A 13574-nucleotide genomic window follows, 5' to 3' on the forward strand; every position below is an offset into this window, starting at 1 on the left:
CGATCGGATCGGTCGCATGACCCATCCGATCGCGACGCGGCCGCGAACCCCCGCCATGACATCGCCGCGATCGACCCGACTCCGACTCGCCGACCACGTCGACCGGTTCGCCAGCGAGCACCCGCCGATCCCGATCGCCTCCGTCGACTTCACCATCCGCGACCCACGCGCCGTCGCCGAGCGGTTCGGTGGAGTCCTCGACTACATGGCCCGCACCGAGTTGGAGGTCGAGCGCAACGTCCTCGAACTCACCACCCTGCTTCCGGACCCGCCCGAGATCGACCGGCGGTTCTACGCCGAGGTCTGGGGTCCGCAGGAACGACAGCACGGCCTGATCCTCGATACCCTGCAGACCAGGCTCGGGATGGCACCGACGGACGCCGATCTGACCACCGTCTCGACCAAGATCCGCGTGCTCGGGCTGCTCGCCCATCTCACGCCGATCCAGGACGTCGTACGGATGCTCTACTACCTGACCGGCATGACCACCGAGCGGTCGGCGCTGATCGCCTATCAACGACTGCACGACGGCGCCAAGGAGATGACCGAGAAGGCGCTGGCCGCCAGCGTGATCGCACCGATCCGCCGACAGGAGCCGGGCCACTACGCCTACTACCAATTCGCGGCCCGCCAGCTGTGGGACCAGCTCGCGCACTGGCAGCGGTGGCTGGTACGCCGCCTGCGGGCCCTGTCCTTCTCTCCGGTGGGCGCCGGGGACCGTCACCGCCGCGCCGAGGTCGGCCGAATGATCATCGACCTGGACCTGGGCGATCCGGCGAGCATCGATGCGCTGGCCGAGCAGGTGGCGCGAGTCGAGACCGAGCTCCTCGGTGCCGGCCGGCGCGGCTTGCGGGTCCCGCCGTACATCGTCGGGGCCTTCCGCGATGCGGTCGCACTCGCCGGTGAGCCATCGAGCCGAGCGTGACTGACCACCGCTTCATGTGCTGCTCTCGTTTGGTCGAGTAGCAGTCGCGGGGGACGAGCGACGGTCGGCGCTACTGGGTGATCCGGTAGGCGTCGAAGACGCCGGGGACGCCGCGCACCGACTTGAGCACCGTGTCGAGGTGCTTGGCATCGGCCATCTCGAAGGTGAAGCGGCTCTTGGCGACCCGGTCGCGGGTGGTGGTCAGCTGCGCGGAGAGGATGTTCACGTGGGCATCCGAGATGGCCATCGTGACATCCGAGAGCAGCCGGGAGCGATCGAGGGCCTCGACGCAGATGTTCACCAGAAAGGTGGAGTTCACCGTCGGCTCCCACTCGACCTCGACCAGCTTCTCCGGGTGCGTCGTGAGCTCGGCGGCGTTGGTGCAGTCCATCCGGTGCACCGAGACTCCCCCGCCCTTGGTGACGAAGCCGAGGATCTTGTCACCGGGGACGGGCGTGCAGCACTTGGCCAGCTTGACCCACACGTCGCCGGCCCCCTTGACCACCACGCCGGCGTCGCCGCCGGAGGCCACCTTCCGGTTGCGCCGGCCGGTGATGGTGACCGCCTCGGCGAGGTCCTCCCGGGCCCCCTCGGCACCGCCGTGCTCCTCGATCACCCGTCGTACGACGGCCTGGGCGCTCAGGTTGCCCTCGCCGACCGCGGCGTACAGCGCGGTCACGTCGGCGATGTTGAAGTGCCGCGCGGCCAGCCCGAGCGACTCGTGCGACATCAGCCGCTTGAGCGGCAGCCCCTCCTTGCGCATCAGCTTGGCGATCTGCTCCTGGCCCTTCTCGATCGCCTCGTCGCGCCGTTCCTTGGTGAACCACTGCCGGATCTTCGCCCGCGCCCGGTTCGACTTCACGAAGCCCAGCCAGTCCTGCGACGGGCCGGCGGTGGGTGACTTCGAGGTGAAGACCTCGACCACGTCGCCGCTCTCCAGGGTGGACTCCAGCGGCACCAGCCGGCCGTTGACCCGGGCGCCGATGGTGCGGTGTCCGACCTCGGTGTGGACCGCGTAGGCGAAGTCCACCGGGGTGCCGCCCTGGGGCAGCGCGATCACGTCGCCGCGCGGGGTGAAGACGTAGACCTCGGTGCGGTTCATCTCGAACCGCAGCGACTCCAGGAATTCCCCGGGATCCTCGACCTCGGACTGCCAGTCCATCAGCTGCTTGACCCAGCTCATGTCGTCGTTGGCCAGCCGGTCGGTGTCGACGCCGTTGCGTCCGTCCTCCTTGTACTTCCAGTGCGCCGCGACGCCGTACTCCGCGCGGCGGTGCATGGCGAAGGTCCGGATCTGCATCTCCACCGGCTTGCCCTGCGGCCCGATCACCGTGGTGTGCAGCGACTGGTACATGTTGAACTTCGGCATCGCGACGTAGTCCTTGAACCGGCCGAGCACCGGGTTCCATCGCGAGTGCAGCACGCCGAGCACCGAGTAGCAGTCCCGGTCCTCGGCGACCAGGATGCGGATGCCCACCAGGTCGTAGATGTCGGAGAACTCCTTCCCCCCGACGATCATCTTCTGGTAGATCGAGTAGTAGTGCTTCGGCCGGCCGGTCACCGTCGCCTTGATCCTGGCCTCGCGCAGGTCGTTCTCGACCTGACTGATCACGTCGGCGAGGAACTTGTCCCGCGCCGGCGCGCGCTCGGCCACCAGCCGGACGATCTCGTCGTAGATCTTGGGGTGCAGCGTCGCGAAGGCGAGGTCCTCGAGCTCCCACTTGATGGTGTTCATGCCGAGCCGGTGAGCCAGCGGGGCATAGATGTCGAGGGTCTCCCGCGAACTGCGCTCCTGGCTCTTCGGGGAGACGTAGCGCAGCGTGCGCATGTTGTGCAGCCGGTCGGCCAGCTTGATCACCAGCACCCGGATGTCCTTGGACATCGCCACGATCATCTTGCGGATCGTCTCGGCCTGCGCGGAGTCGCCGTAGGTGACCTTGTCGAGCTTGGTGACGCCGTCGACCAGCAGCGCCACCTCGGCGCCGAAGTCACGGGTCAGCTCATCGAGCGTGTACGGCGTGTCCTCGACCGTGTCGTGCAGCAACGCGGCGACCAGGGTCGGCTCGGTCATGCCGAGCTCGGCCAGGATGGTGGTGACCGCCAGCGGGTGGGTGATGTAGGGGTCACCGCTCTTCCGCTTCTGGGTGCGGTGCAGCCGCTCGGCCGTCTTGTAGGCGCGCTCCAACAGCGCCAGGTCCGCCTTCGGGTGGTTGGCCCGCACCGCACGGAACAGCGGCTCCAACACCGGGTTGCTCGGATTGCCGCGAGAGCCCATCCGGGCCAGTCGGGCCCGCATGCTGCGACCCGACGGCGGCTGCTCGGGGACCTCCGACGCGCGCTCGCGCGGCTTCGCGACGGCTCGGTCCTCACTCATGAACCGAGTTTAGCCACAGCCCCTCGGCCCCGTTCGACCCAGCACGAGGCAGGCGTGACCCGGCAGAGACCGACCCAGCGCCGACCGAGCCGAGTTCACCCCGGGTGGCTCCGGGTGGCTCCGGGTGGCTCCGGGTGGCTCAGACGGTGAGCAGGGCGGTGAGCGGCATCCCGCCCAGCGCGTCCCGGCCGGGCAGGAAGGAGAGCTCCATCAGCACCGCGACGCCCGCCACCACGCCACCGCAGCGCTCGACCAGCTCGCGGGTCGCGGCGATGGTGCCACCGGTGGCGAGGACGTCGTCGACGAGCAGTACCCGCTCGCCGGGAGCCACCGCGTCCGCGTGCACCTCGAGCGTGGCCGTGCCGTACTCGAGCTGGTAGGAGACCGTGTGCGTCTCGCGTGGAAGCTTGCCGGCCTTGCGGATCGGCACGAAGCCGACGCCGAGCGCCAGCGCCACCGGTGCACCGAGGATGAAGCCGCGCGACTCCATCCCGAGCACCTTGGTCACCGTCACCCGCCCGTCGCGGTCGCGCGCCGGCGCAGCCAGCGCCGCCACCACCGCGGCCAGCCCATCCGGGTCGGCGAGCAGCGGCGTGATGTCCTTGAAGACGATGCCGGGCTCCGGGAAGTCCGGTACGTCGACCACCAACCGGGACAGCGCCTCGGCGAGCCGGTCGGGGTCCATCGCGCCGGGCGTCACTTGCCGCGCTTGGAGCGCGGCTGCCGGGTCGGCTGCCGCCGCCCGGACGCGCCGCTCTCCCGGACCGGGCGATGCTCCGTCGGGGCGGTGCGCCCGCGGCCCATGGCGTCGGTGCGCGACTGCGGACGGCCGCGGGGCGACGTACCGACGCCGTCGTCCCGGTCCAGGTCATCCAGGTCGTCGAGGTCGTCGGCGTCGCTGGCCAACCGCGCCCCGCGCAGCTCCTCGGGGTCCTCGGCGACCGGCATGTCCTCGGTGAAGGCGGGCACGTCGGCGTACCGGTCGGCCTTCTTCATCCGGGCGCGAGCGCGCCGCTCGGCGTCGATGACGTCCTTCTCCCCCGACTTCAGGTGGACCAGCAGCGGGGTCGCGATGAAGATCGAGGAGTAGGTGCCGGCCGCCATGCCGACGAACAGCGCCAGCGCGATGTCCTTCAGCGTGCTGGTGCCGAGCTGAACGGCACTGACGTAGAGGATGGCCAGCACCGGCAGCAGGGCCACGATCGAGGTGTTCACCGAGCGCACCAGCGTCTGGTTCAGCGCCAGGTTGGCCTGCTGGGCGTAGGTGCGCTTGGAGGCCCGGAGGTTCTTGGTGTTCTCTCGCACCTTGTCGAAGACCACGACGGTGTCGTAGAGCGAGAACCCGAGGATGGTCAGGAAGCCGGTCACCGTGGCCGGCGTGACCTCGAAGCCGCTGAGCGCATAGACGCCCACCGTGATCACCACGTCGTGCACCAGCGCGACCACCCCGGAGACGGCCATCTTCCATTCTCGGAAATAGCCCCAGATGAAGAAGATGACCAGGATGAGGAAGACGATCAGGCCGGTCGCGGCCTTCTTCGCGACCCGCTCCCCCCAGCTCGCGCCGACCACCGTCTGGGAGATCTTGGAGTCCGCGACCCCCGCGGTCGACGTGATCGCCTCGCGCACCTTCTGGTCGGACGCGGAGTTCTCCGTGATGGCGCCGGTCTCGATGACGATCGACTTGCCGCCCGCGGTCATCACCGTCGGCGTCTCCGCCGCCACGACTCCCGTCGAGCCCACCGACTCGCGCAGTTCGTCGGCGAGCTCCTGGGTCGCCTTCGACACGCTCACGGTGTAGGTCGTGCCGCCCTTGAACTCGATGCCGAGATTGAGCCCCTTGAACACCAGCCCGCTGAGCGCGACCACGATGATCAGCAGCGAGATCGAGTACCACAGCCAGCGGCGGCCGACGAAGTCGACCGAGCGACGACCGGTGTAGAGGTCGTTCCCGATCTGGGAGAGCTTGCCCATCAGGCCCTACCTCCGAGGGTGATCTGGTCGACGCCGAGGGTGCTCGCATCGAGTCCCGAAAGCCGATGACCACGGTTGAAGAACCGCAGGCCGGAGAGCATCTTGACCATCGGGTGGGTGAAGAAGAAGAAGACCAGCAGGTCGATGACCGTCGACAGGCCGAGCATGAAGGCGAAGCCCTTCACCTCGTTCGTGGCGAAGATGTAGAGCGTCAACGCCGCCAGGAAGGAGACCGAGTCGGCGGCCAGACAGGTGTTCCGGGCACGCTTCCAGCCCAGGTCGACCGCGACCCGCATCGACTTCCCGTCGCGCATCTCGTCCCTGATGCGTTCGAAGTAGACGATGAAGGAGTCCGCGGTGATGCCGACCGCGACGATCAGACCGGCGATGCCGGGCAGGTCGAGGGTGACGCCGGCGGTCTTGCTCAGCAACACCACCATGCCGTACGTCGACGCGCCCGCCACGATCAGCGAGCCGACCACCACGATGCCGAGCCCGCGGTAGTAGAGCAGACAGAAGAGCATCACCAGCGCCAGGCCGATCGCACCGGCCCACAGCCCGGCGGTGAGCTGGTTGCCGGCCAGGGTCGGCCCGATGTTCATCGTCTGGATGCCGGACTCGGGGAAGTCGAGCGGCAGCGAGCCGTACTTCAGGTTGTTGGCCAGGTTCTTGGCCTCCTCCTGAGTGAAGCTGCCGGTGATCTGGGCGCTGCCGGAGATCCGGGAGCTGGCGGTGGCGGCCGAGATGACGTCGCCGTCGAGCGTGATGGCGAACAGCTCCGAGTCGTTGCCGGCGATGTCGCCGGTGGCCTCGGCGAAGGCCTTGCGGCCGGCGCTGTGGAAGTCGAGCGTGACGACGTAGTTGGCTTGGCCGGACTGAATGCCGTAGTCGGCGTCGGAGACCTCGGTCCCCTCGATGATCGCCGGGGTGAGCAGGTAGACCTCACCGGTGCTCTGGTCGCAGGTCAGCAGCGGCTTGGTCGGGTCGTCCTTGATCGTCGAGGTGTCGCTCGGGCAGGTGAAGTTGGAGAACTTGGTCTGCCACTTGCTCGGCACGTTGCGCATGAACTTCACCGCGGCGCTCACGCTCATCACCGCGTCGTCGCCGGTGCCGGTGATGGTCGAGCCGGAGGAGGCGCTGGCCGAAGAGGAGGCCGACGCCGACGAAGAAGCCGAGGCCGACCCGCTCGCGGACGCGGAGGCCGAGGCGCTCGACGTGGCCGACGCCTTGGCGGAGGCGCTCGACTTGGTGGTCGCCTTCTTGCTGGCCTTCTTCGTCGCCTTCTTGGTCGACACCGTGCCGAAGGCGGCCCGGTTCGCGCCGGAGTTGGTGGACGTGCTGCTCGCGGTGCTGGCGCTCGCGGTGGAGGTGCTCAGCCCGCTCTGGGTGGTGGTCGAGGAGGACGTCGAGGCGCCACCGCAGCCGTTGCTCGTCGAACAGGCCACCAGCCGGAAGCGCAGCTTCGCGGTCTGCCGCACCCGGTCGGCGAGCTCCTTCTGCACCTTGCCGGTGCCGGGGATGCTCACCACGATGGTGTCGCTGCCCTGGGTGGTCACCTTGGCCGAGGCGACGCCCGAGCCGTTGACCCGCTGGTCGATGATGTCGCGGGCCGCGTTGAGGCTGGTCTTGCTGACCGAGCCGCCCTGCGTGCTCTTGGCGGTCATGGTGATCTCGGTGCCGCCCTGCAGGTCCAGCCCGAGCTCGGGCTTCCACGAACCGCCGGCGGCGACCAGCCCGTAGACCACGGCGAGCACCAGGAAGAAGACGGCAAGGGTGCGGCCGGGCCGCACGGTCTTGCGTGCCATCAGCGCCCGCTCTCCTTCCACAGGTCGTCGTCGGTGCCGCCGGTACGGGCCGGCTTGTCCAGGCTGACCTCCTGGTCCCCGGCGGCCTCGTCCGCGACCGGGTCGCCGGTCTCGCGGCTCTCGGCCTCGGAGCTCGCGGAGCCGGCGGAGACCTCCGAGCCCCCGGGGTCCACGGTGTCATCGACGTCATCGACGGAGCCATCGGAGTCGCCGAGGCCGCCAGAGCTGTCGGAGTCGTCGGCGACGTCCGGCGGGATCACGTTCCCGATCGCCGCCCGTACCACCTTGATCTCGACGCCGTCGGCGATCGAGACCACGATGTGATCGTCCTCGATCCGGACCACCTCGCCGAAGATCCCCGAGGTCAGCATCACCCGCTCACCGGGACCGAGGGCGTTCTGCATGGCCCGCGCCTCCTTGGCCCGCCTCTGCTGCGGTCGGATCAGCAGGAACCAGAAGACGACGACGATCAGCAGCAGTGGCAGGAGAGTCACGGGATGTTGGCTTCCGTTGGGTCGGTGGAGTGGATCGACCGGTGGCCGACCGACGGGCAAGTGTAACCAGCCTGGCAGGTGCGACAAGCAATCGCGGCCCGACCGCAGGGCGGACCACCGAGCCACCGGGCTGCCGAGCTACTCCTCGAAGAGTCCCTCGTCGACGATCCCCGCGCCCGGCGGCGCACTCAGGCCCAGGTGCGTCCAGGCGGAGGCGGTGGCGATCCGGCCGCGCGGCGTACGAGCGAGGAACCCGTTGCGGACCAGGAACGGCTCGGCCACCTCCTCGACCGTCTCACGCTCCTCCCCGACCGCGACCGCAAGGGTGGACACGCCCACCGGTCCGCCACCGAACCGGCGACAGAGCACGTCGAGTACGGCGCGATCGAGCCGGTCCAGGCCGAGCGGGTCGACCTCGTAGAGGTCGAGAGCGGCCTGCGCCACCGTCCGGGTGAGCACGCCGTCCGCCTTGACCTGGGCGTAGTCGCGGACCCGCCGCAGGAGCCGGTTCGCGATTCGCGGGGTGCCGCGCGAGCGCGACGCGATCTCGGCGGCACCGCCGTCGGTCACCTCGGCCCCGAGCAACCCGGCGGAGCGGCGGACGATCAGGTCGAGGTCGTCGGGCTCGTAGAACTCCAGATGGCCGGTGAAGCCGAATCGGTCCCGCAGCGGTCCCGGCAACAGTCCCGCGCGCGTGGTCGCGCCGACCAGGGTGAACGGCGGGATCTCCAGTGGGATCGCGGTCGCACCCGGGCCCTTGCCGATGACCACGTCGACCCGGAAGTCCTCCATCGCCATGTAGAGCATCTCCTCGGCCGGCCGCGACATCCGGTGGATCTCGTCGACGAAGAGGACGTCGCCCTCGTTCATCCCCGACAGGATCGCGGCCAGGTCGCCGGCGTGGGTGATCGCCGGTCCGCTGGTGAGCCGCAGCGGCGAGCCCATCTCGGCGGCGATGATCATCGCCAGCGTGGTCTTGCCCAGACCCGGCGGGCCGGACAGCAGCACATGGTCCGGGCAGCGGCCGCGCTGCCGCGCGGCCTCGAGCACCAGGCCCAGCTGGGCTCGGACCCGGTGCTGGCCGACCACCTCGTCCAGCGTCCGGGGCCGCAGCGCCGCCTCGACGGCACGCTCGTCGCCCTCGGCCTCGGCGGCGGTGAGCGAGCCCAGCTCGCCCAGGCGCTCGGCCTCGGCCGCCAACATCTCGTCCTCGTGCATGCTCACGCCTTCGACAGGCTGCGCAGCGCGGCGCGCAGCAATTGCCCGATGTCGGGCGCGTGGCCGGCGTCCCCGGCCTGGTCGGCCACCGCCTCGGTCGCCTTGTCGGCGTCCTTCGCGCTGTAGCCGAGGCCGACCAGCGCCTCGCACACCTGGTCACGCCACCCCGGCGCCGCCGCCGTCGCGGTCCGGGCCGGTCCGGAGACCGGCGCACCGACCCGGTCCTTGAGCTCCAGGATGATCCGCTGCGCGCCCTTCTGGCCGATGCCCGGCACCTTGGTCAGGGTCTTGACGTCGTCGGCGGCGATGGCGCCCCGGATCCCGTCCGGAGACAGGACGGCGAGCATCGCCTGAGCCAGCTTGGGTCCGACCCCCGAGGCCGTCTGGAGCAGCTCGAAGAGCGTCTTCTCCTCCTCCTCGGCGAAGCCGAAGAGGGTCAGGGAGTCCTCCCGGACCACCATCGAGGTGGCCAGCGTGGCCTCGGCCCCGGTCCGCAGCCCGGCCAGCGTGCCCGGCGTACACAGCACCTCCAAGCCGACGCCGCCGACCTCGACCACCGCGCTGGACAGCGTCACCGCGGCCACTCTGCCTCGGACGAAAGCGATCATCGAGCGACCTTTCCGGTTGTCCTGCTGCGGGCGAGTGCGGCCTCGACGCGGGCCTGGGCACCGCCACGCCAGATGTGGGTGATGGCCAGCGCCAGCGCGTCGGCGGCATCGGCCGGCTTCGGCGGGGAGGTCAGCCGCAGGATGCGGGCGACCATGGCCCCGACCTGGGCCTTGGCGGCTCGCCCGTTGCCCGAGACCGCGGCCTTGACCTCGCTGGGGGTGTGCAGCGCCACCGGTAGCCCGCGACGCGCGGCACAGACCATCGCCAGCCCGCTGGCCTGGGCGGTGCCCATGATCGTGCTCACGTCGGAGCGGGCGAAGATGCGCTCGATCGCCACTGTGTCCGGCTGATACTCCTCGATCCAGGCCTCGATCCCGCGCTCGATCGTCACCAGTCGCTCGGGCACCGGGACCTGCGCCGAGGTGCGCACCACGTTCACGTCCAGCAACCTCAGCGGTCGGCCGAGCTCCCCCTCGACCAGGCCGATGCCGCACCTGGTCAGACCGGGATCGATCCCCAGCACCCGCATCGAGCATCCTTCCCACCTCGAACGTCTGTTCGTAGCGCAACGCTAGCCGCTCCGGGCGACACCTCGAGAGGCGACACGCGGGTCGTTGGCAGCCACTGGTGTCCTCGACGTTCGCGCAGACGGGCTCGCGGCCCCTCGGCGCGGTCGGAACCGAGGCAAGGACATCGTGGTGCCTCGAGCCCCGGTCGTCGCCGGATCCGCCGCGGAGCCGATCGGTCGATCAGGCGTCGTCGAGCTGGGCCAGCACCTCGTCGGCGACGTCGGCGTTGCTGAACACGTTCTGCACGTCGTCGAGGTCGTCGACGGCGTCGATCAGCCGGAACACCTTGCCGGCGGCAGCCGGGTCGGCCACCGGAATGTCCATGCTCGCCACGAACTCGACGTCGGCCGAGTCGTAGTCCACGCCCGCCTCCTGCAGCGCCGACCGTACGGCGACCAGGTCGGTCGCCTCGGAGACGACCTGCCAGGTCTCGCCGAGGTCGTTGACCTCCTCGGCCCCGGCATCGAGCGTCGCCTCGAGGACGTCGTCCTCACTGACCTCCTTGCCCTCCTGGGACTTGGCGGCCACCACCACGCCCTTCCGGTTGAAGAGTCGCGAGACCGAGCCCGGGTCGGCCATCGTGCCGCCGTTGCGGGTGACGGCCGTGCGGACCTCCATCGCGGCGCGGTTGCGGTTGTCGGTCAGACACTCCACCAGCAGTGCGACGCCCTGGGGGCCGTAGACCTCGTACATGATCGTCTCGTAGTTGACCGCGCCACCGTCGAGGCCGCCACCGCGCTTGACCGCACGATCGATGTTGTCGTTGGGGACCGACTGCTTCTTCGCCTTCTGGATGGCGTCGTACAGCGTCGGGTTGCCCGCGGGGTCCGGGCCGCCCATCTTCGCCGCGATCTCGATGTTCTTGATGAGCTTGGCGAACAGCTTGCCGCGCTTGGCGTCGATGGCCGCCTTCTTGTGCTTGGTGGTCGCCCATTTGGAGTGGCCGCTCATCTGTATCCCGTCCGTCCTCGATCCGCGGTCGCCGCTTCGACGACCCCCGATATCCTAACGATGCGGCAGGAGACCGAGCGGGCGACCGGCGTCACTGACGGCGTCACCCACACGTCGCGCACGGACGGAGGGGTGGGTCGGTGACGCAGAGTCTCGACGAACGGGCCGGCTCGGGCGGACTGAGCAGCGCCGAGGTCGCCGCCCGGGTGGCGGACGGGCGCACCAACGCCGATGGCGCGCGCACCAGCCGTCGGCTGCTCGACATCGTCCGGGCCAACGTCGTCACGCCGTTCAACGGCCTGCTGACCGTGCTGTTCGTGATCATCGCCGTCACCGGACGCTGGCAGAACGCGCTCTTCGGCCTCGTCGTGCTGGCCAACACCCTGATCGGGGTGGTGCAGGAGGTGCGGGCCAAGCGCACCCTCGACCGGCTGGCGATCCTGCACGCCCCTCGTGCCCGGGTACGCCGTGACGGGTCCGAGCACGAGCTGCCGCTGGCCGACCTGGTCGCCGACGACCTGGTGCTGCTGCGTGCCGGGGATCAGGTGCCCGCGGACGGCGAGGTCGTCTCGGCCGACGGACTGGAGGTGGACGAGTCGCTGCTCACCGGCGAGTCCGACCCGATCGCCAAGGGCGAGGGCGAGGAGGTCATGTCGGGCTCGATCGTGGTCGCCGGCGCCGGCGCCTTCGTGGCGACCGGAGTCGGCGCCGACGCCTACGCCACCCGGATCGCCACCGAGGCGCGGCGCTTCCAGGTCACCCGATCGGAGTTGATGACCGCCACCAACACGATCCTGAAATGGGTGGCGCTGACGATGGTGGTGGTCGGCCCGGTGCTGTTGTGGAGCCAGTTCCGCAGCCCGGACAACGACACCTGGCAGGACGCCGTCACCGGAGCGGTCGCCGCGCTGGTGGGCATGATCCCGGAGGGTCTGGTGCTGCTCACCAGCCTGGCGTTCATGGTCGCCACGCTCACCCTGGCCCGGCGGCAGACCCTGGTGCAGGAGCTCCCGGCGGTGGAGGGCCTCGCCCGGGTGGACGTGGTCTGCCTGGACAAGACCGGGACCCTGACCCAGGGCGACGTCGGCTTCGACCGGATCGAGACGCTCGACGGATCCGACCAGGAGCCGGCCGCGACGGGTACGACCGGTACAACCGGTACAACCGGTACAACCGGTACAACCGGTACAACCGGTACAACCGGTACAACCGGTACGAGGATCGAGCAGGCGCTCGCCGTACTGTGTCGAGGAGACGGCAACGCCACCTCGGCCGCGATCGCCGCCGCCATGCCGGACCCGGTCGCCGAGCCGAGCTCGGCGGTGCCGTTCTCCTCGGCCCGCAAGTGGTCGGCCTGCACACTGCGCGAGCGCTCCTGGGTGCTCGGTGCGCCGGAGATGGTGTTGCCCGCGCCCGCCACCCCGGCGCAGCGCGCCGCCCGCGGCCGGGCCGACGAGATCGCCCGACAGGGCAGCCGGGTGCTGCTGCTCACCCGCGCCGAGCAGCCGCCGACCATGGCACCGAACGGCACCGACTGGGCGCTGCCGGACGGTCAGCGGCCCGCGGCGCTGGTGATCCTGGCCGAGCGGGTCCGCGAGGACGCCGCGGACACGCTGCGCTACTTCACCGAACAGGGCGTGGCGCTCAAGGTGATCTCCGGCGACAACCCACGCACCGTCGGCGCGGTGGCGGCGGCCGTCGGCGTACCGGGTGTGGCCGGCGCCCGGGACGCGGTGGACGCACGCGAGCTGCCGGAGGACCTGGACGAGCTGGCCGCCCAGGTCGAGGCGCACAGCGTGTTCGGTCGGGTCACGCCGCACCAGAAGCGGGCGATGGTGGGCGCGCTGCAGCGCCGCGGACACGTGGTGGCGATGACCGGCGACGGGGTCAACGACGCGCTGGCGCTGAAGGACGCCGACATCGGCGTGGCGATGGGCAACGGCTCGCCGGCCACCCGCGCGGTGGCCCAGCTGGTGCTGCTGGACAGCCAGTTCGCACACCTGCCCGACGTGGTGGCCGAGGGCCGGCGCGTGATCGCCAACATCGAGCGCGCGGCCAACCTGTTCCTGGTCAAGAACGTCTACTCGGTGCTGCTCGCTGCGGTCACCGCGGTCACCCTGGCCGCCTATCCGCTCGCCCCCATCCAGCTCTCGCTGATCTCCGCGGTCACCATCGGCGTGCCCGGCTTCTTCCTCGCCCTCGGCCCGAACCGGCGCCGCTACGTGCCCGGCTTCCTGCGTCGGGTGATGCGGTTCGCGCTGCCGACCGGGATCGTCACCGGAGCCTGTGCGTATGCCGCCTACCTGCTGGCCCGCTCGCTGGACAGCGCCGGCGGCGCCGCCGGGGTCGACGGGGCACGCACCTCGGCAGCGCTCACCGTGCTGATCGTGTCGCTGTGGACCCTGATGGTGCAGGCCCGACCGCTGGCCGGTTGGAAGCTGGCCCTGGTCGCGGCCATGGCCGGATGCGTGGTGCTGGTGGTGCTGATGCCGCTGAGCAGCACCGTCTTCCTGCTGTACTTCACCCCGCTGCGCATCGCCATCGCGCTGGCCTGCGGTGCCGCCGGTGCGTTCGGGGTCGAGCTCAGCTGGCGAGCGGTGCAGGCGATGACCCGGGCCCGCGACGGCCACGAGGCGGTCGCCTCCTGACGCCTGG

General features: G+C 70.2%; 11 protein-coding genes. 2 read left to right on the plus strand and 9 right to left on the minus strand.

The window, feature by feature from the left end:
• Window positions 1-16 precede the first annotated feature (16 nt).
• A complete protein-coding gene (locus QM638_RS11850) occupies window positions 17-925 on the plus strand; it encodes a GTP-binding protein LepA (RefSeq protein ID WP_415142179.1) in 909 nt (302 codons plus the stop codon).
• Window positions 926-995: 70 nt separating this feature from the next.
• On the opposite strand, the gene QM638_RS11855 is transcribed toward QM638_RS11850, so the two are convergent.
• The 9 genes from QM638_RS11855 to QM638_RS11895 all read right to left on the minus strand — a co-directional run bounded on the left by QM638_RS11855 (window position 996) and on the right by QM638_RS11895 (window position 10919).
• The gene (locus QM638_RS11855; RefSeq protein ID WP_415142180.1) at window positions 996-3299 is read right to left on the minus strand and encodes a RelA/SpoT family protein; all 2304 of its coding nucleotides are present in this window, start codon (window positions 3297-3299) and stop codon (window positions 996-998) included.
• A 139-nt stretch (window positions 3300-3438) separates the two neighbouring features.
• Window positions 3439-3984, minus strand: coding sequence for an adenine phosphoribosyltransferase (locus QM638_RS11860; protein WP_415142181.1), 546 nt, complete (start codon window positions 3982-3984; stop codon window positions 3439-3441).
• 11 nt (window positions 3985-3995) lie between these two features.
• The gene (gene secF, locus QM638_RS11865) at window positions 3996-5273 is read right to left on the minus strand and encodes a protein translocase subunit SecF (RefSeq protein WP_415142182.1); all 1278 of its coding nucleotides are present in this window, start codon (window positions 5271-5273) and stop codon (window positions 3996-3998) included.
• A complete protein-coding gene (gene secD / locus QM638_RS11870) occupies window positions 5273-7078 on the minus strand; it encodes a protein translocase subunit SecD (RefSeq protein ID WP_415142183.1) in 1806 nt (601 codons plus the stop codon). The genes secF and secD overlap by 1 nt, the downstream gene beginning before the upstream one ends.
• Window positions 7078-7572 carry a preprotein translocase subunit YajC gene (gene yajC / locus QM638_RS11875; RefSeq protein WP_415142184.1) on the minus strand — a complete coding sequence of 165 codons (495 nt, stop codon included), beginning with the start codon at window positions 7570-7572 and terminating at the stop codon, window positions 7078-7080. Before yajC ends, secD begins: the two co-directional genes overlap by 1 nt.
• A gap of 138 nt (window positions 7573-7710) precedes the next feature.
• Window positions 7711-8790, minus strand: coding sequence for a Holliday junction branch migration DNA helicase RuvB (gene ruvB / locus QM638_RS11880; RefSeq protein WP_415142232.1), 1080 nt, complete (start codon window positions 8788-8790; stop codon window positions 7711-7713).
• 2 nt (window positions 8791-8792) lie between these two features.
• Complete coding sequence (gene ruvA / locus QM638_RS11885; RefSeq protein WP_415142185.1) at window positions 8793-9398, minus strand: Holliday junction branch migration protein RuvA; 606 nt, start codon at window positions 9396-9398, stop codon at window positions 8793-8795.
• Window positions 9395-9919, minus strand: coding sequence for a crossover junction endodeoxyribonuclease RuvC (gene ruvC / locus QM638_RS11890; RefSeq protein ID WP_415142233.1), 525 nt, complete (start codon window positions 9917-9919; stop codon window positions 9395-9397). Before ruvC ends, ruvA begins: the two co-directional genes overlap by 4 nt.
• Window positions 9920-10148: 229 nt before the next feature.
• On the minus strand, window positions 10149-10919 hold the full coding sequence (locus QM638_RS11895) for a YebC/PmpR family DNA-binding transcriptional regulator (RefSeq protein ID WP_415142186.1): 771 nt from the start codon (window positions 10917-10919) through the stop codon (window positions 10149-10151).
• A gap of 140 nt (window positions 10920-11059) precedes the next feature.
• On the opposite strand from QM638_RS11895, the gene QM638_RS11900 reads away from it, so the two are divergent.
• Complete coding sequence (locus QM638_RS11900; protein ID WP_415142187.1) at window positions 11060-13567, plus strand: HAD-IC family P-type ATPase; 2508 nt, start codon at window positions 11060-11062, stop codon at window positions 13565-13567.
• Window positions 13568-13574: the final 7 nt, after the last annotated feature.

The sequence above is a fragment of the Nocardioides sp. genome (assembly GCF_047606145.1).
Classification (GTDB): domain Bacteria; phylum Actinomycetota; class Actinomycetes; order Propionibacteriales; family Nocardioidaceae; genus Nocardioides.